Below are 26,788 nucleotides of genomic sequence, written 5' to 3' on the forward strand. Positions count from 1 at the left end.
GGCTGTTTCGTAAAGATTGTGGCTTTCGTATGGAAGGGGAAGTTGGTATGGTTCGTATTATATAGTTCAGCCAGAACTTTCTGGTTGAACTTTTTATATGGATTTATTCTATCAGTAGCCAGGGTAGAATTTACGGGGATGTGGGACTGATATGGATTTCCTCCGCTAAACTGTTCACCCCCTACTTGTATAAATATATATAAGGCTAGGTGGACTGAGATCTTGTATAACAAACGAAGCTATAATACTACTTGGAGGAAATAGGGGGGACTGGTGAATCTATCAGAGGAGTATAAAGAACGAACCCAATTGTGGGCGTAGATAGCATTTTAATAAATTAATGGAGGATTAGTTAAAGAAGAAGTAATATTTACAATAAAGAAAACACGCCGTTTTTTGGGGCGTGTTTTCTTTATCTTTATGCCATTTATGATATCAAAAAGGTTATTACTTCAGAGTATTTTTAGAAAAGCATCTCAAAACGTAAACCTTTGGATTGATTCTGGAGGTCTCTTCATAATTTTCCCGTTCTATTACTATATGGAAATAATATCTAGATTGAGTTCGGATTGCCGAGTGGTAAATAAGAATATGAGCTATTATGAAAAGCCTATTTGTTATCCATATTAATTACAAAAATAGAAGGAGGAAGAAAGATGGCTTTGTTGGTTGGACTGCTTTTAATATCTTTTCTAGGTCTAATCGTAGGTTTGAATGATCCGAACGTTGTTCTTTCATGGCTTCCAGAAACTAAAAGAAATAAGCCATTTGTGTGGCGGGTTTTTGGGGGCGCAATAGCAGTATCTTTTATTTGGATACTGTCACCTTCAGTAATTGATAATTTGCTTCTTATCCTATTTCTAGTATCTATCGCAGCTTTATTTGTGGGCTTAATTAAACCGAGCTTTGTTTTGAAGAGAGCTCCTGAAGCCAAAAGGTTGCATGTAGTAATGATTTTTGGTGCTGCAGCGATATTATGTATTACTTTAAGTTCAATAATTCCTCCAGTAGAAGAGTCTGCTGATAGTAGCGCACAGGTAGAGCAACAGCAAGAAGTAGGTACGGTTAAAGCAGAGGAAGAAAAAACTAAAGCGAAGGAAGAAGCAGAGGCTAAGGCAAAGGCGGAAGCGGAGGCTGAGGCGAAGGAAGAAGCGGAGGCTAAGGCAAAGGCGGAAGCGGAGGCTAAGGCAAAGGCGGAAGCGGAGGCTAAGGCAAAGGCGGAAGCGGAGGCTAAGGCAAAGGCAGAAGCAGAAGCTAAGACAAAGGCGGAAGCTAAGAAAAAAGAGGAGACACAGTTCTCAGGATACAAACTTATCAAAGTGGATGGTGGCGATTTATCTGGTTATCGTGAACCCAATGTTGTCGTGGATATCGGCTATGGGGATCGCAAATATTGGGCGTTTACTAATGAATACGGGCAACTAGTACGTGTCATTGCGGACGAGATTATTCTACAAGATGACAGTAGCGAGCATGTAACATCATCTGGTAGATATTACTCTGATGAGGCAAAAGTTCCGGGTGTTGAAAGTGATAATTTTGATGAAGGACATATCATAGCTGACTCTCTAGGAGGGGTATCGAATGCTTATAATATTACCCCACAAGAAAGTACATTGAATAGGTATGGCGACCAAGCATATATGGAAAAAGTGATTCGTGATGCAGGTGGTGCGACAAATTTTGAAGCAATTATCACCTATCCGAATACAAAAACACAGGTTCCTTCAAGCTATAAGTATACGTATACCATCAAGGGCAACAAAGTTGTAGATAAATTTGACAATGTTAACCCGGATGAAGTAAACCAATCACTTGGTTTAACAGAAAGCAAGTCTTCTAACTCAACCAGTTCAAGTAAAAACTCAACTAGTTCAAGTGAAAACTCAATCAGTTCAAATACAGGCGGTAATATTTCTAGTGTCGATACGAACGGTAATGGTGAGGTGACGATTAAAGAAGCAAAAGATGCAGGTTTCAGTATGCCTATAACGAGTGACCACTGGTTGTACCCTTATATGCGGGATAACGATGGTGATGGGATGGTAGGTGAGTAGGCATCTAAACTATAGAAATATTAAAACCCTCCTAGTCAATAGGAGGGTTCTGTAGTGATAAAAATTACTTAAACTGAAAGAGCGTTAGTCCAATAAGCTACTTCCTTTTTGGTGGGGCTATTTTCATATTAACAAAGATAATAACTAGCTAGAATCCTTACCCTTTCCAATCAACGCATTAGTTTGCCAGGTAACCGTTTAATCCCTTCGGTACAAATAATACTTCCTAAAACACCAACTAAAACGCTGGATGAAATAATTTTAAATGCATAATAAATACCTGTACCTGTTATAAAATCTAGTACTAAAAATTTTTTAATGGTAGACCACCTAATCGTATAGAAAACAACTTGATTATGTGTTTTCATATTCTTTAATCACACCCAAATCATTTTTCCTAAGATATGAATATATAAGGTTGTTTGATTCCACTAACCTGCAATATAAGAAGGAGCAATATTATGAATTTTTGAGGGCTTTATAAAATAATGCTATCTAACAGGGAATTTCATGTTAATGGAAGTAATGGGTTTTAGTGGTACTACTAATAGGTGTTACTCTATTTATGGGATTAATCGTAAGAAAGGCTGGCAAGTAAGCAAAAAGCCATGAGAAACATAACTCATGGCATTCGATTACAAGGTATTAATGCTGTTTATTTGGAAGTTTTTTGCTTGGACGTCCATATCCTTGTTTAGCTTGGTTCTTTTCAGCCTTTTGTTGCTTTTCATGCAAATTTTCTACAAATTCATGAGTGCTTTCTTCTTTCATATATTTCATCCTCCCTCTTATGGATTTATAGTTATTTTCTCAATTTTAATGGAATTCATGCATGACGAAAATAGATTATAATAGAGGAAACGAAAATAAAGGGTAGATGGAGGAAAATAGATGACCGGTAAAGTAGGGTTAGTAATTGGGGCAACCGGATTAGTTGGAAAGGAATTGGTGACAACGCTTTTGGATTCACGTGAATTTGAGAAAGTGATTGTATGGGTAAGGACCAGCACGGGTATTCAACATTCAAAGCTTAGGGAAAGTTTTCCGGATTTTGAACAATTGGATCAGGAACCTCTACCAAGTGATGTTGATTGTATTTTTTGCTGTTTGGGTACAACCATTAAGAAAGCGAAGACAAAGGAAGCGTTTAGGAAAGTCGATTATACATACCCGTTGATGCTTGCAGAGAATGCTAAACAGCACCAGGTTCGTCAATTCTTAATTATTTCTGCAATGGGTGCTGATGAAAAATCCCATGTGTTTTACAGCAAAACAAAAGGGCAACTGGAGACTGCATTGAAACAGCTTCAATTAAACAGTCTAACCATTTTTAGACCATCACTTTTATTGGGGAATAGGCAAGAATTTAGATTGGGAGAGGGATTGGCAGCTTTAGTCAGTAAATCTTGCCCGTTTGTATTTAAAGGTCCTCTTAAGAAATATAAGCCGGTACAAGGAAAAATGGTGGCAGAGGCTATGTATATATGTGCGCTGCAGGATAAAAAGGGTATAAATGAAGTTGCTTCCCATGAGATAGAGCAAATTGCCAAGTATTCCGAAATTATAAAATGCTAAAAGTTCACCATCCTTACAGAATCTGAATGGTTAATGTATAATAGAAATTACTATTAGTAAACAGAGGTTACAAAATGAAAAACAATGAAGAACTTATCAATCAACTGGGATTGCAAGATAAAATCACATTAGAGGATATACCAGATATTGATTTATATATGGATCAAGTCATTCAATTATTCGAGAGTAAATTCAAAATGTCTAAGCGGAATGATGATGAAAAAGTTTTAACTAAAACGATGATCAACAATTATGCCAAGGGTAAAGTATTTTTTCCTATTAAAAATAAAAAATATTCTAAGCGGCATTTAATAGTAATCAGCCTGATTTATCAGTTGAAAGGGACACTCTCTATAAGTGACATTAAAACGATTCTGGGACCCTTGAACACTAAGATAGTAGAGGAAGACTTACAGCTTGATGAGCTGTATTCCAGCTTTCTGCGCCTGACTGATCACAATGCTCATAAATTTAAAGAAGACATACTAGAGAGTATCTCTGAGGCAAAAGAAGAAGGGGTACATTTAGGCGGCACTCTGGATGAGTTCAATGGCGATGTTGAATATTTTGAGAAATTATTAATGATCGCTTCTCTTTCTCATATGAGCCAGCTGTATAAAAAAGCAGCAGAGAATCTGGTAGATGAATTTAACAGTGGTAATAAAACGAAATCATAAAAAATATCCGTTTAATTATAAAGAGCCAAGTGCATACCCTGCATTGGCTCTTTGATTTTATTTAGTTTTAATTTTACCCTTCCATTGTTTGAAGCCGCCCTCGAGTTGATAAAGTTCACGATAGCCTTTTTTATATAGCATCTGAGCAGCTCGTGTGCTTCTCATTCCGCTTTGACAATAAAGATAAACAGGTTTATCTTTGCGGAGTTCCTTCATACGCATTTTCAATTGTGTTGAAGGTATGTTGCGGGCTCCTAAAATATGTCCGCCATCAAACTCTTTTTGCTCACGAACATCTATTAACTGAGCTTTTCGATAGCCAGCTTTAAAGTCCTCTTGGGACAATGTCGTAACCATTTTTTTGCTGGAGAACCAACTGTAGATGGAATATCCAATGATCAATACAGCCAGTACAATTAATACGATTAATGATGTTGGCAATTCAATCCCCACTTTCTCTTTCTGTTCACTTTACTATTATACAGTTCGTATATTTGTCTGGCAAAAAAATTTTCTGGTAATAGTTTACGAATTTGTGATAAAAAATTATTGCATTTAGGAAGGTAGACATATTGTCTTTGGATTCAAAATAATGGTTATATCCATATAGCGTTATTAGAAAGGACAATAAGTTTACAAATCACTATAAATCAAGTATCGTGCATTATGGACAAAATTTTATTTTTTAGGAAAAAAATTTTGGGTCGAAAATGCAAAAACGCTGTTATATGAAGCATAGTTAAGCTTCATAATATGCAAGCTGAGATTTTGTTTATTTTGGTTCAAAAATAGTTAAAAAGAAGATTATATCTTTGATTTTCTTTACTTTTTGTAAAATTTTAATAATTGACAATTTTAGCAGAAGATGCTCCAGACACTATATGTGGTATGGATTATAAAAATACAAATACTATATGTTGAATTAAAATGTAGCCTATGATAACGTAGAGATATTCATTTAAGAACTTAACAAAGATAAATAAAAAAGAGATAATATTATTGGTTGAAGGAGAGATCAAATTGCCTACTGTAACAAATCGCAAGTTGTCTATAAATGTCGAAAGGTTAAATAAAGATATAGCCCTATTTCCGCAAGTTTTTCCGATTACTCCAGACATGAATAAGACGTATAAGGGTGTTTCAAGGCTTGTGATGATAGATCGCTATTCCTTCAAAGATACGGAAAAAATGACACTTAGTAATGGAGATTTTGTTGTACTTACCATTAAAGAAGACCCAAAATTTCCTGCCCGTGGACTTGGGTACATCCAACATATTGATTGGGAAGCCAAGAAAGCACATGTATTGGTTGAAGAAGAATTCCGCTCATCCTTGGACAAGCATGATGAAATTAAAACCGGTCTGATTTGTAAATCACTCGACGTCATTGAAAAACCGCTTGAAATTTATTATGAACAGATTGCGAAACGGAATGCACGCGGTTTGGCTGAAGTTGAAAAAACGGAAGAGAAACGCAAGGAATGGTTTGATAAATTTTATAATGAATTAGTTCAAACGAATTTTATCCCGGCAGGACGTGTGCTCTATGGAGCCGGTTCTGAAACAGAAGTAACCTACTTTAACTGCTATGTAATGCCATTTATTAATGACAGCCGTGAAGGGATTTCTGAACATCGCAAACATGTGATGGAAATTATGAGTCGCGGAGGCGGTGTCGGTACGAATGGTTCCACTTTACGTCCAAGAAACACGCTTGCTCGCGGTGTAAACGGAAAATCTTCAGGTGCAGTATCCTGGTTGGATGATATTGCAAAATTAACTCACTTAGTTGAACAGGGTGGTTCCCGTCGCGGAGCTCAAATGATTATGCTTTCTGACTGGCATCCGGATATCGTAGAATTTATCATCTCAAAAATGCAAAATCCTAAAATTTTGCGCTTCTTAATGGAAGTCAGCAAGGATGAAGTAATTCGTAGACATGCATCTGAAAAATTGAAATTCACTCCGCTCACAATGCAAGAGGAAGCCATGTATCAAGGCATAGTCAATTATAAAAACATCTCGGGGTTTGGCGGATTTAATGAGGCAATCATTAAGGAAGCAGAAGAAAAACTTTCCGCTGGTGGAAATGATACTGTTCATAATCCAGACTTTTTAACAGGTGCCAATATTTCAGTGTGCTTAACAAAAGAATTTATGGAAGCTGTAGAAAATGACGGAGAATATGAACTTCGATTCCCGGATGTTGAGTCCTATAATGAAGAAGATATGAAAGCCTATAATGAAAAATGGGCTGATTGCGGTGATGTACGCGAATGGGAGAAACTAGGTTATGCTGTGCGTGTATATCGTAAAATTAAAGCTCGCGAATTATGGAATTTAATCAATATTTGTGCGACTTATTCTGCGGAGCCGGGCATTTTCTTTATCGATAATGCAAACGATATGACAAACGCTAAAGCGTACGGTCAAAAAGTAGTTGCGACGAATCCTTGTGGGGAACAGCCATTGGCTCCTTATTCTGTATGTAACTTGGCTGCTGTCAATCTGGCTGAAATGACAGATAAAGATCGCAAACAAGTGGACTTGGAGAAACTGAAACAAACGGTAAAAGTCGGCGTGCGCATGCAGGATAATGTTATTAACGCGACTCCATACTTCCTTGAAGCCAATAAAAAACAGGCTCTAGGGGAAAGACGCGTTGGCCTAGGTGTAATGGGTCTGCATGATATGCTTATTTATTGTGAAAAAGAATATGGTTCCGAAGAAGGAAATAAGCTGGTTGATATTGTATTTGAAACAATTGCAACTGCAGCATATGAGGAATCTATTGAAATCGCGAAAGAAAAAGGTAGCTTCCCGTTCTTAGTCGGTGAATCAGAGGAAGAAACGAAAGAATTGCGCACACGTTTTATTAATACAGGGTATATGAAAAAAATGCCTGAACATATTCGTGAAGGAATCATGAAATATGGTATTCGTAACTCACATTTGTTAACAGTTGCTCCTACTGGAAGCACTGGTACAATGGTAGGTGTTTCTACAGGTCTTGAACCATACTTCTCATTCACATATTTCAGAAGCGGACGTTTGGGTAAATTTATTGAAGTGAAAGCTGATATAGTAGAAGAGTATTTACGTCGCAATCCTAATGCAGACAGCAATAATCTACCTTCATGGTTTATTTCTGCAATGGATTTAACTCCTGAGAAACACGCTGATGTACAATGCATTATCCAACGTTGGATTGATAGCTCGATCAGTAAAACGGTAAATGCACCGAAAGGATATTCCGTTGAACAAGTAGAACGAGTGTATGAGCGTCTATATAAAGGCGGAGCTAAGGGTGGAACTGTATATGTAGATGGAAGCCGTGATACACAGGTATTAACGTTAAAGGCTGAAAACGATACGGATCAATCTACTCAGCCGCAACATACGAAGCAGCATGTTGTTCTTATCGACACAATTGATGCACTTGAATCAACAAGCGTAACAATCGGAAGCGAAGTTGGAAATACTTGTCCGGTCTGCCGCCAAGGAAAAGTGGAGGAACTTGGTGGGTGCAATACATGTACGAACTGCGGTGCTCAGCTTAAATGTGGATTGTAAATAAAAAATTGATATAAGTGATAAAAAGGATGGTAAAGATTAACGCCATCCTTTTTTTTATTTCTGAACACACTATCTGTTAAGTAGGTGAAAAACATGAAACCATTTATTCCTCAATTAGTTTATTTTGAACCTAAAGCATTGGAATATCCGTTAGGAAAGGCTTTATATGAAAAATTTCAGAGCCTGCCAGTGGAAATTAGGCAAACCACATCCCATAATCAGATTCGCGATTTGCCCGGTGATAATGAACTGCAAAAATATCGAATCGCCAAATCCACGATGGTGATTGGAATACGGAAGACATTAAAATTTGATACATCAAAGCCTTCAGCAGAGTATGCGATCCCGCTGGCTACAGGATGTATGGGGCATTGTCATTATTGTTATTTACAAACAACGCTTGGCAGTAAGCCCTATATTAGAGTGTACGTGAATCTAGAAGAGATTTTTGAACAGGCAAGTAAATATATGGAACAGAGAGCGCCGGAAATCACAAGATTTGAGGCGGCTTGTACCTCCGATATAGTAGGTATTGATCACCTCACGCATTCCTTAAAGGAAACGATTAATTTTATCGGCAGTACTGAATATGGAAGATTACGATTTGTAACTAAATTTCATCATGTCGATCATTTGCTTGATGCTAGACATAATGGAAAAACCAGTTTCCGCTTCTCCATTAACTCCCGTTATGTTATAAAAAATTTTGAGCCAGGAACCTCTTCGTTTGATGAGCGGTTGGAGGCTGCTCGAAAAGTGGCAGCAGCGGGATATCATCTTGGGTTTATAGTCGCTCCGATATATATGCATGAAGGCTGGGAAGAAGGATATTACGAATTATTTGATCGTTTGAGGCATGAGTTAGGTGAAGAGCTGTCCATGATGAAAATTAGCTTTGAACTCATCCAGCATCGCTTTACAAAGCCGGCAAAAAAAGTTATTCAAGCACGATATCCTAAGACAAAGCTTGAGATGGATGAAACGAAGCGTAAGTATAAATGGGGGAAATACGGTATAGGGAAATATGTCTATCCTGATGAAGAAGCGAATGCTTTGAAAACTCATATAGAAAACTCCATCAAAGAGTTCTTTCCGAATGCAGAAATACAATACTTTACCTAATGTGTTCTAAACCTCTCTCTCCCAGATTAAAAATGAGTAAGTAAGGGGGGAGGGGTTTTATTTGTTTATTGACGGAGTGTTTTCCGGAGGAGGTATAAAAGGGTTTGCTCTTATTGGGGCAGTAATTGAATTAGAGAAGCAGGGATATCGGTTTAAAAGAGTAGCCGGAACAAGTGCAGGCGCAATCATTGCCGGGTTTATAGCAGCGGGGTACTCAGGGAGCGAAATTAATGAAATTATGAAAAGCGTTAAATTAACGAAGCTATTGGAAACAAAAAAAAATAAACATTTTCCACTAGCCAAATGGCTCAAATTATATTGGAGTATGGGACTTTACAAAGGGGATGCCTTGGAGCTATGGATTAAAGAGGTATTGGCCAGGAAAAATATTAGGACATTTGCAGATTTAGCTGATAAACAATTGAGAGTTATTGCATCTGATCTAACAAATGGAAGATTGATGGTTTTGCCGGATGATCTGCCAAAATATAATATAAACCCCAATCAGTTCTTAGTGGCGAGAGCGATTCGTATGAGCTGCTCTGTCCCCTTTTTCTTTCAGCCGATTACGCTTCGAACGGTAGGGGAGAAAAGGGTTATCGTAGATGGCGGGGTTTTAAGTAATTTTCCTATGTGGCTGTTTGATCAAGATAATGTTATCGCTGAGAGACCGGTGCTAGGATTAAGGCTGGTACCAGAAAAACAACAAGCAGTGGTCCATGAGCGTGATATCAATAATGCAATCGAACTTTTTACATCTTTATTTGAAACGATGAGGAATGCTCATGATGCCAGATATATTTCAAGAAAATTCGTTAAAAACATTGTGTTTATACCAATTAAAGAGGCTGGATTTATAGAGTTTTCTATTTCTGACAATCAGCGGCTAGTATTAATTGATCAAGGTAAAGAAGCGGCGAAGCATTTTCTTAAGGATTGGGTTTACCGAATCAGATGATATAAAACAATAAACAAGTACACTTTGTAGCATCTACTAATAGTAGGGTGCTTTTTTTGTCTCAAAAAGAGTGGCTCTTAATAGTTATAAACGATAAGAATATGTTGATATAATAAATTGAATGAGAAAATAAAAACATTTTCTTTATATATTAGTAATATTTTCCATCATATAGTGTATTTTGTATAGGACGTTTTTCTCATTTATTAAACGATTATAATTTTTTAAAATAATGATATTGATAATCATTATCAACTGTTATATGATAAGAACCATCATATGTTGAAAGGGAGTTGTATGGATGAAAAGGATTTCATTTTTACTACTATCATTATTCATCCTGCTCGCAGGATGTTCAGGTGGTGGCACTTCACCAAATACAAATACAGATTCAAAGGCATCTGAAAAAAATAAGACCGTGAAGATTGCATGGGCAGATAGTGGGTTCCCATCTCCATTTACATTTACCTCAAATGGTCCCGGAGGATATTTACGCAGCAGTTTCATTTTCGACTCGCTTACTTGGAAAGATGAGACTGGGGTAATTCCTTGGCTGGCATCTTCCTGGGAAGTATCTGAGGACAAGCTAACATACACGTTTAATTTAGAAAAAGATGTGCAGTTTCATGATGGAGAATCATTAACCGCCGATGATGTTGTCTTTTCATATAACTATTTTAAGAAACATGCGTTCCAGTGGAATGCAGATATGTCTAAAATAGCTTCACTAAAGAAAATATCAAATCACAAAGTTGCAATTACGTTGACCGAGGAATATTCCCCATTTATCACTGAAATTGCCGGAATTCTTCCAATTCTACCAGAGCATATCTGGTCAGAAATCGAAAATCCAATGGAATATACGGAAGAAAATGCATTAATAGGTACAGGTCCATATGTTCTTGATAGCTATAACAGCTCGACTGGTAATTATCGTTACCTAGCAAATGAGGCTTATTTCAAAGGTGATGTTACGGTTAAGGAAGTTCAATATTTGAATGTAGAGAATAAAATGCTCTCCCAGCAAAAAGGGGAAATAACCGGCGGCATGACGTATAACTATACAGAAGTGAAGCAAATGGAAGAACAAGGGTTTAAAGCGCTTCAAAGTAATCCAACAGGAAGCGCAGTTCGTATTGTTTTTAATTTGGAAAATGAACAGTTAAGTGATAAAAGGCTACGTCAAGCAATTGCCTATGCACTTAATCGAGGTGAAATAGCAGAAAAAGTATTGGGGAATTCCAAAACCATTGTTGGTAGCGGAGGGGTAATTCCACCTGATTCGGATTGGTTTAATGAAGATGTAAAAAAATATGATTATGATGTGGATCAAGCAAATGAAATGTTAGATTCACTCGGATATGAAAAAAATAAAAATGGTGTTCGAGAAGAGCTTAGCTTAAAACTTCTGGTTTCTTCTACTCCTCAGGAAGCCGAATTAATGAGATCAATGCTTGCTGATGTAGGGGTGAAATTGCAAATTCAAACAGTAGATACAGCTACTTTTACAACTGCTATGAGTGAAGGGAAATATGATATGGCTTTAACAGGGCACATTGGATTAAGTGGGGATCCTGATTTCCTCCGCTTATGGTTCTCTGGTCAGGCAAGCAATGCATATGCTGGGAATGCTGTATTCAATCATCAAGAATTTAACGAGTTGGCTAGTAAACAACTGTCTCAAGAAGGGGAAGAGCGTAACGAAACAGTTGATTCTATGCAGGATATTTTAGCTGAAGAGCTGCCTACATTAGTGATTTACCATCGCCCGTTCTACTTTGTTTATGATGCTAATGTATTTGATGGATGGTTTAACACATATGGTGGTATTTCAGACGGAATTCCATTAACAGATAACAAGGCAGCGTTTATTGAATATGATTAAAATTTTTAAGCTGTACGGTTCTCTTCTTCTTATCTTGATTCTCTTAAATTTTTTTCTTCCTCGACTAATGCCGGGGGGACCTCTTGAATATTTAGAGGGGCAGGAAAGCGGTGCAACTTTAACAGAGCAACAAAAGAATTCAATGATTGAATATTATGGGCTGAATGATTCAATGGCTGAACAATTTATTGATTATATAGTTGGCATCGTACAGTTTGATTTTGGATTTTCATATACTTATAAATTGCCTGTTAATGATATCATAATGGACCATATTTCTTACACGCTATGGATTGTCGGAATTTCTTCTGTTCTATCTATTGTAATTGGTATTTTTTTAGGACTGTTATCGGGTTGGGTTCATCATAAAAAAGGTGATAAAACATTCATGTCAACAATGCTGGCAATTGGCGCTTTACCCGAATTTTTATTCGGTATGCTATTGCTTATTGTGTTTGGAGTTATGCTGGATATGCTTCCAATGAGCGGAGCCCATACACCGTTTATGGATAGCGAATCAATATGGGTAAAAGTTAATGATGCGGCTAAGTATGCTATTTTACCAATAGTGACATTAACCATGGTAAACCTGACAAGGATCTATTTACTCGTGCGTAATGAAACGATTCAGGTAGCTTCCTCACCTTACATTGAATTTGCGAAGATGAAGGGCGTCAGGGAAATCCGGTTAGTTTTCAGACATGCGTTTAAAAATGTTTTAATACCTATATTTACTCTGATTATGATAAGAATTGGCTACACCTTTACAGGAGCAATCTTTGTAGAGACGTTATTTTCTTACCCGGGAATTGGGCAGTTATTAAAAGAGTCCATTCTTTCACGGGATTACCCATTGATGCATGGTCTGTTTTTATTATTTGCTGTTATGATTTTGATTTGCAATGCACTGGCAGATTCTATTTATCCTAAACTAGATCCACGTGTTAGAGGGGGCAAACATGTTGAAAAAGTTCTATAAGTTCCCTTTACTTTGTTTAGCCGTGGTCATGCTGTTGGCATTCTTTGGTCCATTACTTTCTCCTTATTCAGCAATGGATTATAGCGGAGGATTGTTTGAACCTCCTTCATCTGAGCATTGGCTGGGTACAAATCGTTTAGGTCAGGATATATTTAGCCAATTATTATATGGAACCCGTACAAGTGTCTTAATTGGACTTTGTATTGCTCTGTGTTCGACAGTTTTAAGTGTATTGCTGGGACTGGCAGCGGGATATTTGCCGAAATTCGATAAATTCATTAACGGGCTGGCCAATATTTTATTAGTGCTTCCAAATTTGCTTTTGATATTATTGGTTGTTGCTTTTACGGGTTCCGGTGTAATTCAGCTTGTAATCATTTTAAGTCTTTTATCGTGGCCGGGTTATATGAGAATTATTCGATCCTCTGTTTTAACATTAAAAGAAAGAGAATTTGTAAAAGCATCGGCGCTGTTTGGTGGCAGTTCTTTTTATGTATTGAAATCTCATATTCTTCCGCAATTGCAGCCCATCATAAAGACTAAATTCGTGATGACATTTCAATCTGCTGTTTTGACAGAAGCAGGTTTAGCATTCCTAGGTTTGGGTGACCCGAATGTGATATCTTGGGGAAGCATGTTAAATACGGCTTTCACACAAACATCTATTTTCTTAACTGGCCAATGGACATGGATTGTATTGCCGCCAGTGATTATGCTGCTCATCACATCGGTTTCGCTTGCTTTCTTATTGGAAGATAAACAGAAGAAGTCTTCAAAAACAAAGAAACAAAAGGGTACAACACCAGTGACCGGCAAGTCTCGCGATTTAAATTGTCACTTGGAGCAGGTTACATATGACGAGACTACTATTGTTGAAAATATCGAGTTTACGATCAAAAGAGGAGAGATTGTGAGTTTGATAGGACCTTCAGGCAGTGGAAAAACAACGATAGCCAGAGCTTTGTACGGGTTATTGCCGGCTCAAAACTGGTCTGGTGATGTTACATATGACGGTGAATCTGTTCGAGGGAAATCCTTTAGGGAAAAGCACTATTGGAAAACATGTTCATATATCTATCAGGATGCACGGGCAGCATTTAATCCAGTATTAAAATTAAAAGAACAGTTTTTAGAAACCGGTATAAGTCTTGCGGAAGCTGAGAAGAGTGTTGAGGAAGTCACGTTAAATAAAAACATTTTGGACAAGTATCCGCATGAGTGCTCCGGCGGCATGTTGAGCCGGGCTCTAATCGCACTCTCTTTGGTAAATAAACCAGCTTTTGTGATTGCAGATGAATGCACAAGTGCGCTGGATCCTATATTGAAAAAAGAAGTAGTGGAACTCTTGGAGGAAAAAGTCCGTTCACATGGGATCAGTCTATTATTTATCACGCATGATTTAGATGTAGCGTATGCAATCTCGGATCGGATTTTTAGTTTAAGTGATAAACAACTGATGAAGGAAGTGCAATGAATGTTAAGAGTTCAAGATGTAAATAAAAGCTACCAAAATCAGGATGTGCTTCGGGGAATCAATTTTGAGATTTTGTGCAATGAATTTATTTGTTTGATAGGAGAATCAGGGTCAGGTAAATCTACAACGGCTGAAATTATTATGGGAATTCAATCACCGACAAGCGGACTTGTTGAAAAAGAGCCATGTTGTACGATTCAATATATTTACCAAAATCCGGAGCGTTCCTTTAACCCGTTTTGGACAATGGAGAAAAGTTTAATGGAACCGCTTGTACTTAAAAAGGAAAAGCCGGAATCAATAAAAAAGAAAATAAAAGAATTAATGGCTAAGGCGGACTTACCGACGGAATTATTAGCAAAAAAACCAAGCCAATGTTCCGGAGGACAAAAACAGAGATTAGCTATTATTAGAGCTTTATTAATGAATCCTAAGCTTTTAATAGCCGATGAAATTACATCTGCTCTGGATCCGCAAACAGAAAAGTTAATCATCAACCTATTAAAGAAATTTCAGGTTGAATTTCATATGTCTGTTTTATACATTACGCACCGAATTCAGTCTGTCGGTAATGTAGCAGATCGAATGATGGTACTTGAGACAGGGACCATTGTCGAAAGCGGACCTCCTTCTCAAGTTCTAAACCACTCAACACATCCCTACACAAAAAAATTAGTAGAAGCATGCTACTACTTTGAAAACAAAAAGCTGAGACGACTTGCCCAGCTCCGACAAGCATAAGAGTAGGCACGTAGGGAGGTGATCTTTCCTCCTGCAGTGGCTACACTTATGACTCGAGGAGTTAGGAGTTGAAGCTAGATTGAATAATAAGCTGAGACGACTGATTTAAGGAATGAAGACTAAAAACGCCACGTCGTGTGACAACGTCTTCATGACCTACATCCTGTAGGCCCGCGAAGAGCATAAGACAGAGGCTCGGAAGGAGGCGTTATTCCTCCTGCAGAGGCTATGCTTATGACTCGAGGGACTAGGAGTTGAAGCTAGATTGCATAAAAAGCTGAGACGACTGGTCAGGCCCGAAAAGCATAAGACAGAGGCTCGGAAGGAAGCATTATTCCTCCTGCAGAGGTTATGCTTATGACTCGAGGGACTAGGAGTTGAAGCTAGATTACTCAACACAAGGAGGAGATACAATGGAACTTAAAATACTGGAACTATGTCCGAATCATGCATTTAGTTATAAAACAGAATTATCATCCGGTCAACATACTAAATTAATGGAATATGAGTTTGCAAACATTGAATTGGCTCCATACAATGTTTTAGTTATTACGGATTTTGCAGATCAGGAGTATTTGTATAAACATAAAGAAAAAATAGAGCAATTCTTAAACGAAGGAAAGATTGTTGTCTTTTGTGGCCACTTATTCAGAGCATGGCTGCCAGGCTGTACGCCAATGATGCCGAAGAAGATTCGCGGCCATCAGGATTACCTAGTAGAGGTTCTTGAGGATTCACCGATTTTTAAAGGTGTAAAAGTAGAGGATATGGTATATACGAAGGGTGTTGCAGGTTTCTTTGCAAGAGGTTTTTATTTGCCACCGAAACATGCGGAGATTTGCCTAACATTTACAGATGGTAAGGCCATTACGTACATTGATCGTGAAACAACGAATGGGACAGTTATTGTTCATGCTGGCAGGAGTTTATTAGGATATGGTCAGCGGAAAAACACAACAAACCAAATAACTCCTCAATTTATAGAGGTCCTTAAGAAAGAATTAGTACGCACCAAAGGAGTTGAGGCATAATGAGAAAAATAGCTGTGATTTATGGCGGGCATGCGCCGCATTATAGAACGTTTCATGAGCCAAAGTATGCGCAATTCATAGACTCTCTTATTTATCAGCTTGAATTGAAAGATTTTGATTTAACAGGATTTGATGTGTTGATTGTTCCTTCTCAATTAAATGGTCAAATACTGCTTGATAATAAAGAGAAGTTCTATGAGTTTGCTGATCAGGGCGGTATTATTGTGGCTATGGGTCCACAGCCATGGGGATGGCTCCCTAATCAAAAATGGGAAGAACGCGAGACGAATTTTTGGTGGTGGCTTGAAGAAAATGCAAATAGTGGGTTAGTAACTAAAAATGATGACCATGAATTTTTTAAGTATATTACGCTTGAGGATTCAACATGGCATCAACACGGAGTATTTTGGCCACCAGAGCATGCTACCACACTTATAGCTACGGATGATGGCGGATCTGTACTGTATATAGATGAACAATCAACTAAGGGCACTTGGATTATTACGACTCTTGATCCTGACTATCATTATGGTTCCTATTTTATGCCGGCAACTGAACGATTTTTAGATGGCCTTTTTCCATGGTTGTATCGTGGAGAATTTAAATAAGTCAATTTATCAGTTAAACTTTTAATCTATAACTTATGGATTATCCTTTATTATAATCACCCTAGCTTATTATTCTAATTTTACCCGTTAGGTGAAATAAGGATTAAAGTATCAATCATATATTGTTCTTTAACGAAAGCACGTAAAAAACCGAACTCTTTAAAAAAGGGCCCGGTTTTTTTTACGTGCTTTCTTTCCTTCTATGACAGTCAGTTTGACATCTGACTTTTTCTTAGGTCTGTTAATCAGCTGTTCTTTAGAAATGACGGTTAATCCATGTGTATTATGTCTGCTTCTTTTGGTTTTAATCATTTCATGTTTACGTTTCTTCTTAATTGTTTTTCGGGCTGCTTTCCTGTATGCCTGATACTCTCCACCCGAGTTACCATTCCTGAATCGTGTAATAACAAAATAAATCAACCCAACAACAGCGGCTCCAATGAGTACGTTTTTAATTAGTTGGAACGGGTTATTTATCAAAGTGGAAATTAACCCCAAAACTGCGAAACCAAGAAGGATATAAATAATAATCATCGAATTCTTACGATTCACAGAAAGCACCTCCTTTAAGAGCATCATTGGCATATTTAGGAAAAAATAAACAACAAGCAAGGAAATTATTTTTCTTTTATTATTCTTTACACTATTTTTTCTTCGAGTAAACCTTGTTTGTAGTTATTTTCAGTTTCGAGCATTTTGTTAAATGATACGATGGCTACCTCAATTTGTTCATCGCTTGGTTCCTTTGTCGTTAAAAGCTGCAACCATAGTCCCGGATAACCTAAAAAGCGCAATACAGGAACGTTACGTACTTTATTGGTTAACTGCAGTACTTCGAATGATACACCTAGGACAATTGGTATTAAGGCAATTCGGTTTAAAATACGAATATAAAGGACATCAGAAGGAACGAACATATATAGAAAAACTCCAACAAATACGGTGAATAAAATAAAGCTGCTTCCGCATCGATAATGCAATCTAGATGCGTTACGAACATTTTCCACCGTTAATTCCTTATTGCTTTCAAATGCGTTGATAACCTTATGTTCTGCCCCATGGTATTGAAAGACTCTTTTTACGAGCGGTGTTAACGATACGATATAGATATATAGTAATAATAATGTGAGTTTGAAAAAACCTTCTAATAATACTTGTACTGTTTCTCCGGGTGCTATGCTCTTAAAAATAACAGCCAAAAATATTGGTACTACGGTAAAAAGTAATTTACTGAGTATAAAGGATAAAATCCCAATGCCTGCTACGCCCAAAATCATACCCAGTTTAGACGTTTCTTCTTCTTCAATCTTATGGTCATCTGCTGGGTCAACGTCATATCGATCTGTAGAGAAAGATAAATGCTTGGAGCCGATTGCACTGGATTCTAATAAAGCCACAATACCACGCAGAAACGGAATCTTTTTTAATTTTATCAGCAGGGGATGGCTTGTTTTTGGCAATGCATAGGAATCGAATGATCCATCTTTTCGTTTAATGGTTGTAACGGTACAATGTTTGCCTCCAAACATTACACCTTCTAATACAGCCTGTCCGCCGTAGATTGGCTTATTATCCAATTTATTCATCACTCCATAATGGTTAAGTTGTCTATATTATCTATTCTACAGAATTTTTCTCTATTTCACTAGTGATTGTTTCCATTTCTCTTATGAACTTTGTCTATTTCGCACATACTAGCAGTTGTGAGGTGATTGGATATGGAAACAGCAAAAGAAAAGCTGAAAAAGCCGATGGGCTATTATGGTGTAATTAATTCAGTTGGATTTTATGGAGGATTGCTTTGGGGTGCGATTTTTCAAATCTGTCACTATTTTCATTTTACGGAAATAGGTCCAACATTTCTTCTTCGCACATGGGTGAAAGCCGATTTTGTTAAAGGGTGGATGGGCGTGGTACTGTCAATTTTATGCCTGTGTCTTATTTCTATGCTCTTTGCTTATGTTTACTCCTTTATTTTTCGTAAGATGCAATCTTATTGGATTGGTATTGTTTATGGGATTGCTCTGTGGGGTCTTTCATTCCTTGTATTAAGGCCATTATTTCCAGGAATGAAAACGGTTGGGGAACTATCAGCGGATACCATTGTAACGACACTATGTATCTTTGTCTTGTACGGACTATTTGTCGGGTACTCCATTAGTTTTGAATATCATGAACGGAAACTAGAGGCAGAGGAAGGAAAGAAAGTAAAAGTGGATTCCGTCCAGTAATAGGTAGTCGAATTTTTCACTCTTGTGTTAAAATTGAAAGTATCACTTTAAAACACGGGAGCCTGGTTATGGATAAAAAAATTTATTTAATCAACGGACCAAATCTAAATTATCTGGGGTTTCGAGAGCCCGAGATTTATGGAAGAACGACTCTTGCAGATCTTGAAGAGTCGTTAGCGACTCAGTCTATAAAACTCGGGGCGCAATTGGTGTGTTTTCAATCCAATTACGAAGGAGCGATGATAGATAGGCTATATGAGGCGGAAACAAACTCGGCTTCAGGGATTATCTTAAACCCAGGGGCATTTACGCACTACAGCTATGCGATACGGGATGCGATCGCCTCTATTTCAGTTCCGGTAATAGAAGTACATATTTCAAATGTCCATGCCAGAGAACCTTTTCGTCATCAATCTGTCACTGCCCCTGTCACGAAGGGTCAAATTGTAGGGCTTGGGTTGAATGGCTATGAATTGGCGTTACGTGCTTTATTGACTACTTAATCATGAGGGAGAGGTCTATTCAATGGAAAAAATTCAGAGATTGCGTGAAAGATTAAGTCAGGAACATATTGATGCTATCATTATTACAAACCCATATAACCGCAGATATATTTCTAACTTTACTGGAACAGCGGGAGTAGTCGTAATTTCCCAGAAGGATGCAAAATTTATTACAGATTTTAGATACGTGGAGCAAGCGGGTAAACAGGCAGTTGGATTTGAGATTGTCAAACATAGCGGACCAATTCAAGATGAGATAGCGGCTCAATTGAAGGAAATGAATGCAAAAAAAATCGGGTTTGAACAGGATGACCTTACTTATGCTACCTATAAGTTATATGAAAAAGTTGTGGAAGGTGAACTTGTTCCTGTTTCCAATGTTGTTGAAAAATTGCGCTTGATTAAGACACCGCAAGAGATTAAGATATTAAAGGAAGCAGCAGACATAGCAGATGCTGCATTTAAACATATTATTGAGTATATTCGTCCAGGTTTAACTGAAATAGAAGTATCAAATGAATTAGAATTCTTTATGCGTAAAGCAGGGGCTACTTCATCATCATTTGATATCATTGTCGCTTCTGGTGCACGTTCTGCATTGCCGCACGGTGTTGCAACAGAAAAAGTAATAGAAAAAGGCGATTTTGTCACAATGGATTACGGTGCCCTTTATAATGGGTATATATCTGATATTACACGTACAGTGGCGGTCGGTAACCCAACTGATGAATTAAAGAAAATCTATGATGTTACCCTGGAAGCTCAGTTGTATGCAATGGAGCATATTAAACCGGGTATGACAGGTCGCGAAGCAGATGCTCTTGCAAGAGATATCATAGCTGCCAAAGGATATGGGGAATACTTCGGTCATTCCCTTGGACATGGGATTGGGCTTGAAGTGCACGAAGGTCCTGGACTTTCTGCTAAATCTGATATTATTTTGGAAAAAGGCATGACTGTCACTTGTGAACCTGGTATTTATTTACCTGGAGTTGGAGGAGTAAGAATTGAAGATGATCTCCTTATTACGGATGATTCTAACGAAACCTTTACTCATTCAACGAAAGATTTACTTATTTTATAAGGCTGTAGGAGGCTATATTGTATGATTTCTGTTAATGATTTTAAAACTGGTTTAACAATTGAAGTGGATGGCGGTATCTGGCAAGTAATTGAATTCCAACACGTAAAACCTGGTAAAGGAGCTGCGTTTGTACGTTCTAAATTACGTAATCTTCGTACAGGTGCTATCCAGGAGAAAACTTTCCGTGCTGGTGAAAAAGTTGCTAAAGCACATATCGAAAACCGTAAAATGCAATACTTATATGCAAGTGGAGATAATCATGTGTTTATGGATAACGAAACATATGATCAAATCGAATTGTCATCTAAGCAAATCGAATATGAATTGAAATTCTTGAAAGAAAACATGGAAGTGTCTATCATGATGTTCCAAACGGAAACACTTGGCGTTCAGCTTCCAACAACTGTTACATTGGTAGTAACTGAAACAGAACCAGGTATCAAAGGTGATACAGCATCAGGCGGTACGAAACCAGCTACTGTTGAAACTGGTCTTACTGTTCAAGTTCCTTTCTTTGTAAATGAAGGTGACAAACTGATCATCAATACTTCTGATGCATCTTATGTATCAAGAGGTTAATAAATAGGTGTAAAGACTCCCGGGAGTAAATTCCCGGGAGTTTTTTGTTTAAGCCAAAATATATAGTGAACAACCCCGTCATCCAATTCCACCTTTCCTTAGTTCCGCCATTCCAATTAATTTACTGGATTCTTCTATCTCTATACCTTTTTCCGAATCTAAAGAGATTTTTATTTTACGGTTATAGTCATTTAACCGCGCGTTTGTTTCTAAAAAAGTCATAAACGGCCTGTCCATGAATACATTTTAAATAATGACAGACCAGGCGAGGGAGAGATATGGATTCAATCATTGAATTATTACCTCCGGCTATTGGCGCTGAGTTAAAAGAAATAGCCAAAAATCCAGGGGAAATTGAAGAAATAAGAATTAGAGTTGGAAGACCGCTTGAAGTCATGTTCGGAAATGGAATCACGTATGGGCATAAGCCTGTATTACGGGAGGATGCAGATTTATTTCTTAATAAAGTCAGCCAGTTTTCCTTTTATATGCTCGAGGAAGAGTTGAAACGCGGTTATATAACCGTTCAGGGAGGACATCGGATTGGTTTAGCAGGGAGAGTCATTCTAGAAAATGGAAGAGTGAAGGGACTTAGAGATATCACTTTTTTTAATATCCGGATTGCCAGACAAAAGAAGGGGTTGGTAAATGAATGGGTTCGTTATTTATATCATAATCGATGGCTATCGACTCTGATTATCGGACCGCCGCAAACGGGGAAAACGACATTTTTAAGAGATCTAGCCCGCTATGCTTCCAGTGGAGATCGCTCCTATCCGGTCCGTGCGATGAAAGTGGGAATTGTAGATGAGCGATCTGAAATTGCCGGATGTGTTCAAGGAGTTCCACAAATGGATTTCGGTATCAGAGTAGATGTGCTTGATGGCTGCCCAAAGGCTGAAGGAATGATGATGATGATTAGATCTATGAGCCCGGAAATCATTGTGGCCGATGAAATCGGAAGAATAGAAGATGCTGAGGCGATGATGGAAGCCGTAAACGCTGGTATAACGCTCTTTATAACGGCGCATGGACATTCGCTTGATGATATATTAGCCAGACCCATCATGAAAAACATCGTACAGGAAGCTAATTTTGAGAGAATTGTGGAACTCAAGAGAATAGATCGGCCAGGATGTATATCAAAAATAAAAGATCGTACAGGCAAGGTGCTATTTGATGGGGAAAGAGTGAGAATATGATTAAAATTTTAGGTGCAGTTTTAATTGTTATAGCTACATCCCTTATCGGCTTTGAAGTTTCTAAAAAATTAATCACCAGACCTAAACATATCCGTGATTTACGAGCGGCACTTCAAATTTTGGAAGCTGAAATTATGTATGGGCATTCTCCCTTAAAAGAAGCGGTATTAACACTGGCGAAACAAATTCCTGCTCCAGTTTCAATTCTTTTTTCGGACTTTGCAGGCAGGCTCGGCTCAGCCAATCAATCTGTGTCGGCAGCATGGGGTGAAAGTCTTGAAGTGGTAAGAAAACAATCAGAACTACAGCAAAAAGAAATAGATATCCTTCTCCAATTCGGAGAAACATTAGGTAGACATGATCGGGAGAGCCAGCAAAAACAAATTCAGTTGGCATTGGTTCATCTCGAGAGGGAGGAAGCAGATGCCGTTGATAAGCAGGTGAAATACGACAAAATGGCCAGAAGTCTAGGGTTTTTTGCAGGTCTGCTCATTGCCATTTTAATGATGTAGCGAGAGGGAGGATAGTGGGTTATGGGGATTGATATCGATATTATTTTTAAAATTGCAGGGGTCGGGCTGATTGTTGCGTTCATTCATACGATTCTTGATCAGGTGGGCAAGAAGGAATATTCACAATGGGTCATATTGGTGAGTTTTATTTATATCTTATTTAATGTGGCACAGGTGGTAGGTCAGTTGATTGATCGAATTAAATCCGTGTTTTTATTTCAATAGGAATATTGGGGTGATGAGCCATTGAAATGTTGCAGATAACGGGTGTTGCACTGGTTGGGGCATTTCTGGCAATGATCATCAAGGAACAAAAGCCAAATTTAGCTTTCTTACTTGTTGTATTTGTCGGAAGCGCTATATTTCTTTTTCTGATAGATAAAATCTACGAAATCATTCAAATGATTCAGCAATTGGCCGTTAATGCAAATGTGAATATGGTTTACTTACAAACAGTTTTGAAAATTATTGGAATTGCCTATATTGCTGAATTTACATCACAAATAACAAAAGATGCCGGGCAGGGTGCAATTGCTTCAAAAATTGAATTGGCTGGAAAGATTATTATCCTCACGATGGCCATTCCAATTTTAACGGTCATTATTGAAAGTGTCATTCAGATGATTCCTAACTAATCATTGTGGTGAAAGGTTTAAAGGGGCTGAAGAATAAATGAAGCAATTAAAGTGGACAAGTATCATCATTCTATTTCTAATTCTTAGCTTAAGCAATGGCCAAACAACTCAAGCCTCTCCCACCTCTACTGATTTGCCAGAAGAAACGCAGGCTGTTGAAACATTTAATGTGGGCGATATTCCTCTTGATGATTTAAAACAATTTTGGGATTCGGTTTACGAGGAATATGGAGGTTTTTTGCCTGAGTCCCAAAAAGGAAGCTTTGTAGATTTTATAAGTGGAGAGAAAAAATTCTCTTTAAAAGAATGGCTCAGTGGTATTCTCAAATTCATCTTCCATGAAATTATTGCTAATGGAAAATTACTCGGAACGCTCATTCTGTTGACTGTATTCAGTGTCTTTCTGCAAACATTGCAAAGCACATTTGAAAAAACATCTGTCAGTAAAGTGGCAAATGCAATTGTCTTTATGGTTTTGATGATTATTGCACTGAATAGCTTCTATGTAGCAGTTGATTATGTGATAGATACGATTGCCGCCATCACGGATTTTCTGGTTGCCTTAATCCCTTTATTGCTTGCGCTAATCGCAAGCTCTGGAGGTGTTCTGTCATCAGCATTCTTTCATCCGATGCTCCTGTTTTTAATGAATACGAGCGGAGCGTTAATTGAATATATTGTTTTGCCGATGTTATTTCTATCGACTCTGCTAAGCATAGTCAGCATGCTTTCTGAGCACTACAAGGTCACTCAATTAGCTGGTTTATTACGAACCTGGAGTGTGGGATTGCTAGGTATCTTCATGACCGTATTTCTAGGAGTGATCTCCGTGCAAGGAGTATCAACTGCAGTGGCGGATGGAATTGGGATTAGAACAGCAAAATTTGTGACTGGGAATTTTATTCCGGTAGTTGGAAGGATGTTTACCGATGCAGCTGATACCGTAATTGGAGCATCTCTCCTCTTAAAAAATACAGTTGGGATAGCGGGTGTGGTCATTCTATTGATTATGACAGCTTTTCCAGCTTTAAAGATATTGTTAATCGCCATGGTATATAAGGTGGCTGCAGCGATTTTACAACCGCTTGGAGCTGGGCAGATGATTAAGTGTCTCGAGATTATCAGCAAAAATATCATTTTCGTTTTCGCTGCATTGGCCATTGTCAGCCTTATGTTCTTCCTGACCGTTACTGTAATCGTGGCTGCAGGAAATATCACGATGATGGTTCGATAGGAGGCTGAATGAATGAGTATTTTAACTGACTGGGTAACTAATATAATCGTTTTTATCTTATTTGCGATCATTTTGGACATGCTCCTCCCAAACTCAACCATGCAGAAATATACAAAGCTAGTTATCGGGTTACTTTTGATCGCTGTTTTCATCGCTCCCATTCTATCTATTTTTAATAAAAATTTTACAAGTAACATTCAGGAAAAAATCATGCAGAGCAGTACATGGAAAAATCCAAAATTAGAAAATTCAATGGAAAGTAAGAAAAGAGAAATAGAAGAGACACAGCAGGCATATATATTGGAACATATGGCTGTCCAATTAAAGAATGAAGCAGAAAAGGAGCTGATGGACCAAAGTAATTATGCCATTCAAGATATTACAATTACACTTTTGGATAAGAATGGAGAAATGAATGTAGAAAATATTGAAACCATACACGTATTTGTGGCAGAAAGCCAAGAGTCCAGCTCAGAGGTTGTGCAGCCCGTAGAAAAAATTGATATTAACATTGATCAGAAACAAACCAATATGAATGATATACCGTCATCCGAACTATCCACAATACTATCTAATATATGGGGGATCGATTCAAATAAAATTGTAATCGGATTAAATGAAGGGGGTGATGGGCTTTGAAGAATGATTGGATTCAAAAGATTAAGGACTTATTGTCCAAAGGAGATGAGGGAGGCAAACAAAAGAAAACATATCGGTATCTTGCCATTATTTTAATTGCCGGTATATTACTGATGGTGGCAAGCATGTTTACGAATAAACCCACCTCTGAAAATGGACAAACAAATAAAGTTTTTCAAGCGAGTTCTACGCAAAATCAGAAAGAAGAGGAAGCGGTCACGACCTGGAAATCAACTTCATCAAAAAAGTCTGGATCAATCGGAGATATTGAAAAAATGTATGAAAGTGAATTGAAGGGTACATTGGAAACGATGCAAGGGGTATCAAATGTATCCGTTATCGTCAATATTGACGCAACAGAAACAAAGGTTTACGAAAAGAATTCAGTCGCGCAGCGCCAAACAACAGAAGAAACAGACCGTGATGGCGGGCAGAGAAAGGTTGAGGATTTTTCAACAGATGAAAAGATTGTGATTATACGCGAAGGGGATAAAGAGGTTCCTCTGGTTAGAGAAACGAAGAAACCGGCTATTCGTGGAGTATTAATTGTGGCAAAGGGAGCAGATGATGTTCGTGTAAAAAAGGAAATCATTGATGCGGTAACCAGGGTGCTGGATGTACCAAGTCACCGTGTAGCCGTATCAGCTAAAAAATAAGGATTTTAAGGAGGAAAAATATGTTGTTAAGAAAGCAAACAGTTTGGTTATTGACGATGTTAAGTTTGGTGGCGGTGCTAAGTGTATATTATATAACAACACCACAGGATACAGCGGTAAATCAGGAACAGGATACTCAGACTACGAAAGAAAAAACAAATACAAATTCGTCTAAAGATTCAACTGAAAATGAAGAGTCTTCCACAGTTATAACAAATGAATCAAGTGATTCTATTTTTGAAGCGATGCGTATTGATCTGAATGATGAAAGAAGCAGGCAGAAAGAGGAACTGACAAATAAAGTTGCTTCAAGCGATTTATCGGAAGAAGAGAGAGTGGAAGCACACGCACAGATTGAGGCATTGGCCGAAATGTCCACAAAAGAGGATATGCTAGAGACGATGATTATTGCGCTTGGTTATAAAGACGCATTGGTAAGGGCTGATGGTGATCAAATTCAAATTACTGTAAAAGCTGATAAACAGGATGCAGGGGCTGCAAATGAAATTATCCAAATGGTCACAAAAGAAATTGGCAAAACAAATGCAGTTGCTGTTGAATTTCAACCGGAAAAATAATACCAATCTATGAAACGATATCGGTGAGCTGCCGATATCGTTTTTGGTGTAAGGAAAGAGTTAAAAGCAATTCCCCTCCATAATTGCTAGTTTATATAATTCAAATCACAACTACCAGCAAATGATGGAGCGTAATTAGGTGAACAGTGTTCTCAAAATGTTAGTATTGGCAGGAAGCTATACTCTGTGTAGCCATCAGTAAATAAAAATGGAATCGGACAAGTTGGCGTATCTGAAAAAGGATTTTAGGTA

Annotated in this window: 29 protein-coding genes; 24 read left to right on the forward strand and 5 right to left on the reverse strand. The window is 37.8% G+C overall.

Features of this window, described 5'->3' with window-relative positions; all coding sequences use genetic code 11:
- Positions 1-998: 998 nt before the first annotated feature.
- Positions 999-2,057 carry a DNA/RNA non-specific endonuclease gene (locus tag AC4BHP_RS01740; RefSeq protein ID WP_490551642.1) on the forward strand — a complete coding sequence of 353 codons (1,059 nt, stop codon included), beginning with the start codon at positions 999-1,001 and terminating at the stop codon, positions 2,055-2,057.
- A gap of 645 nt (positions 2,058-2,702) precedes the next feature.
- Here AC4BHP_RS01740 and AC4BHP_RS01745 read toward each other — a convergent pair.
- Entirely contained in the window at positions 2,703-2,828 is a 126-nt protein-coding gene (locus AC4BHP_RS01745; protein WP_077248062.1) for a DUF4023 domain-containing protein, read from the reverse strand.
- 120 nt (positions 2,829-2,948) lie between these two features.
- Here AC4BHP_RS01745 and AC4BHP_RS01750 point away from each other — a divergent pair, with 120 nt between their 5' ends.
- Positions 2,949-3,632 carry an NAD(P)H-binding protein gene (locus tag AC4BHP_RS01750; protein ID WP_490551148.1) on the forward strand — a complete coding sequence of 228 codons (684 nt, stop codon included), beginning with the start codon at positions 2,949-2,951 and terminating at the stop codon, positions 3,630-3,632.
- A 74-nt stretch (positions 3,633-3,706) separates the two neighbouring features.
- Positions 3,707-4,309: a DUF1836 domain-containing protein gene (locus AC4BHP_RS01755; RefSeq protein WP_066105014.1), complete on the forward strand. Its 603-nt coding sequence runs from the start codon at positions 3,707-3,709 to the stop codon at positions 4,307-4,309.
- A gap of 57 nt (positions 4,310-4,366) precedes the next feature.
- On the opposite strand, the gene AC4BHP_RS01760 is transcribed toward AC4BHP_RS01755, so the two are convergent.
- Complete coding sequence (locus tag AC4BHP_RS01760; RefSeq protein WP_225983605.1) at positions 4,367-4,750, reverse strand: rhodanese-like domain-containing protein; 384 nt, start codon at positions 4,748-4,750, stop codon at positions 4,367-4,369.
- A 579-nt stretch (positions 4,751-5,329) separates the two neighbouring features.
- Between AC4BHP_RS01760 and AC4BHP_RS01765 the strand changes: the two genes are divergently transcribed.
- The 9 genes from AC4BHP_RS01765 (at position 5,330) to AC4BHP_RS01805 (ending at position 16,683) form a co-directional block, all read left to right on the forward strand.
- Complete coding sequence (locus tag AC4BHP_RS01765) at positions 5,330-7,882, forward strand: vitamin B12-dependent ribonucleotide reductase (protein WP_066105649.1); 2,553 nt, start codon at positions 5,330-5,332, stop codon at positions 7,880-7,882.
- Between the two features lie 96 nt (positions 7,883-7,978).
- Complete coding sequence (gene splB / locus AC4BHP_RS01770) at positions 7,979-9,007, forward strand: spore photoproduct lyase (protein ID WP_490551149.1); 1,029 nt, start codon at positions 7,979-7,981, stop codon at positions 9,005-9,007.
- Positions 9,008-9,068: 61 nt separating this feature from the next.
- Complete coding sequence (locus AC4BHP_RS01775; RefSeq protein WP_066105006.1) at positions 9,069-9,965, forward strand: patatin-like phospholipase family protein; 897 nt, start codon at positions 9,069-9,071, stop codon at positions 9,963-9,965.
- Between the two features lie 301 nt (positions 9,966-10,266).
- Complete coding sequence (locus tag AC4BHP_RS01780; RefSeq protein ID WP_490551150.1) at positions 10,267-11,850, forward strand: ABC transporter substrate-binding protein; 1,584 nt, start codon at positions 10,267-10,269, stop codon at positions 11,848-11,850.
- The gene (locus AC4BHP_RS01785) at positions 11,843-12,829 is read left to right on the forward strand and encodes an ABC transporter permease (protein ID WP_139892494.1); all 987 of its coding nucleotides are present in this window, start codon (positions 11,843-11,845) and stop codon (positions 12,827-12,829) included. Before AC4BHP_RS01780 ends, AC4BHP_RS01785 begins: the two co-directional genes overlap by 8 nt.
- Positions 12,813-14,303, forward strand: coding sequence for an ATP-binding cassette domain-containing protein (locus tag AC4BHP_RS01790; RefSeq protein ID WP_490551151.1), 1,491 nt, complete (start codon positions 12,813-12,815; stop codon positions 14,301-14,303). The genes AC4BHP_RS01785 and AC4BHP_RS01790 overlap by 17 nt, the downstream gene beginning before the upstream one ends.
- Positions 14,304-15,044: an ABC transporter ATP-binding protein gene (locus AC4BHP_RS01795; protein WP_490551152.1), complete on the forward strand. Its 741-nt coding sequence runs from the start codon at positions 14,304-14,306 to the stop codon at positions 15,042-15,044.
- Between the two features lie 413 nt (positions 15,045-15,457).
- A complete protein-coding gene (locus AC4BHP_RS01800) occupies positions 15,458-16,075 on the forward strand; it encodes a phosphate starvation-inducible protein PhoH (protein ID WP_490551153.1) in 618 nt (205 codons plus the stop codon).
- On the forward strand, positions 16,075-16,683 hold the full coding sequence (locus AC4BHP_RS01805) for a hypothetical protein (protein ID WP_490551154.1): 609 nt from the start codon (positions 16,075-16,077) through the stop codon (positions 16,681-16,683). The genes AC4BHP_RS01800 and AC4BHP_RS01805 overlap by 1 nt, the downstream gene beginning before the upstream one ends.
- 159 nt (positions 16,684-16,842) lie before the next feature.
- Here AC4BHP_RS01805 and AC4BHP_RS01810 read toward each other — a convergent pair whose 3' ends face one another.
- Together AC4BHP_RS01810 and AC4BHP_RS01815 are read right to left on the reverse strand one after the other, a co-directional pair.
- Positions 16,843-17,235 carry an SA1362 family protein gene (locus tag AC4BHP_RS01810; RefSeq protein ID WP_490551155.1) on the reverse strand — a complete coding sequence of 131 codons (393 nt, stop codon included), beginning with the start codon at positions 17,233-17,235 and terminating at the stop codon, positions 16,843-16,845.
- An 86-nt stretch (positions 17,236-17,321) separates the two neighbouring features.
- Complete coding sequence (locus tag AC4BHP_RS01815; protein ID WP_066104984.1) at positions 17,322-18,269, reverse strand: DUF1385 domain-containing protein; 948 nt, start codon at positions 18,267-18,269, stop codon at positions 17,322-17,324.
- A 132-nt stretch (positions 18,270-18,401) separates the two neighbouring features.
- On the opposite strand from AC4BHP_RS01815, the gene AC4BHP_RS01820 reads away from it, so the two are divergent.
- The 4 genes from AC4BHP_RS01820 (at position 18,402) to efp (ending at position 21,080) form a co-directional block, all read left to right on the forward strand.
- Positions 18,402-18,914, forward strand: a complete 513-nt coding sequence (locus AC4BHP_RS01820; RefSeq protein ID WP_066104981.1) for a YqhR family membrane protein — start codon at positions 18,402-18,404, stop codon at positions 18,912-18,914.
- 68 nt (positions 18,915-18,982) lie between these two features.
- On the forward strand, positions 18,983-19,417 hold the full coding sequence (gene aroQ, locus AC4BHP_RS01825) for a type II 3-dehydroquinate dehydratase (RefSeq protein ID WP_490551157.1): 435 nt from the start codon (positions 18,983-18,985) through the stop codon (positions 19,415-19,417).
- A 22-nt stretch (positions 19,418-19,439) separates the two neighbouring features.
- Positions 19,440-20,501, forward strand: a complete 1,062-nt coding sequence (locus AC4BHP_RS01830; protein ID WP_139892486.1) for a M24 family metallopeptidase — start codon at positions 19,440-19,442, stop codon at positions 20,499-20,501.
- Between the two features lie 21 nt (positions 20,502-20,522).
- Positions 20,523-21,080: an elongation factor P gene (gene efp / locus AC4BHP_RS01835; protein WP_066104976.1), complete on the forward strand. Its 558-nt coding sequence runs from the start codon at positions 20,523-20,525 to the stop codon at positions 21,078-21,080.
- Between the two features lie 78 nt (positions 21,081-21,158).
- On the opposite strand, the gene AC4BHP_RS01840 is transcribed toward efp, so the two are convergent.
- The gene (locus tag AC4BHP_RS01840; RefSeq protein WP_180350001.1) at positions 21,159-21,302 is read right to left on the reverse strand and encodes a hypothetical protein; all 144 of its coding nucleotides are present in this window, start codon (positions 21,300-21,302) and stop codon (positions 21,159-21,161) included.
- Between the two features lie 56 nt (positions 21,303-21,358).
- On the opposite strand from AC4BHP_RS01840, the gene spoIIIAA reads away from it, so the two are divergent.
- From spoIIIAA to AC4BHP_RS01880, 8 genes are read left to right on the forward strand one after another with little or no spacing between them, the layout of a single operon-like run.
- Positions 21,359-22,282 carry a stage III sporulation protein AA gene (gene spoIIIAA / locus AC4BHP_RS01845; protein WP_490551158.1) on the forward strand — a complete coding sequence of 308 codons (924 nt, stop codon included), beginning with the start codon at positions 21,359-21,361 and terminating at the stop codon, positions 22,280-22,282.
- Positions 22,279-22,794, forward strand: coding sequence for a stage III sporulation protein SpoIIIAB (gene spoIIIAB, locus AC4BHP_RS01850; RefSeq protein ID WP_066104970.1), 516 nt, complete (start codon positions 22,279-22,281; stop codon positions 22,792-22,794). The genes spoIIIAA and spoIIIAB overlap by 4 nt, the downstream gene beginning before the upstream one ends.
- Positions 22,795-22,815: 21 nt before the next feature.
- Entirely contained in the window at positions 22,816-23,019 is a 204-nt protein-coding gene (gene spoIIIAC / locus AC4BHP_RS01855; RefSeq protein ID WP_049670184.1) for a stage III sporulation protein AC, read from the forward strand.
- A 26-nt stretch (positions 23,020-23,045) separates the two neighbouring features.
- A complete protein-coding gene (spoIIIAD, locus tag AC4BHP_RS01860; RefSeq protein ID WP_066104967.1) occupies positions 23,046-23,429 on the forward strand; it encodes a stage III sporulation protein AD in 384 nt (127 codons plus the stop codon).
- A gap of 37 nt (positions 23,430-23,466) precedes the next feature.
- The gene (gene spoIIIAE, locus AC4BHP_RS01865) at positions 23,467-24,663 is read left to right on the forward strand and encodes a stage III sporulation protein AE (protein ID WP_066104964.1); all 1,197 of its coding nucleotides are present in this window, start codon (positions 23,467-23,469) and stop codon (positions 24,661-24,663) included.
- A 12-nt stretch (positions 24,664-24,675) separates the two neighbouring features.
- On the forward strand, positions 24,676-25,302 hold the full coding sequence (gene spoIIIAF / locus AC4BHP_RS01870) for a stage III sporulation protein AF (protein WP_066104961.1): 627 nt from the start codon (positions 24,676-24,678) through the stop codon (positions 25,300-25,302).
- Entirely contained in the window at positions 25,299-25,958 is a 660-nt protein-coding gene (spoIIIAG, locus tag AC4BHP_RS01875) for a stage III sporulation protein AG (protein ID WP_066104959.1), read from the forward strand. The genes spoIIIAF and spoIIIAG overlap by 4 nt, the downstream gene beginning before the upstream one ends.
- 20 nt (positions 25,959-25,978) lie before the next feature.
- Complete coding sequence (locus AC4BHP_RS01880) at positions 25,979-26,536, forward strand: SpoIIIAH-like family protein (RefSeq protein ID WP_066104956.1); 558 nt, start codon at positions 25,979-25,981, stop codon at positions 26,534-26,536.
- Positions 26,537-26,788: the final 252 nt, after the last annotated feature.

Source organism: Pradoshia sp. Z4_20, assembly GCF_058216035.1.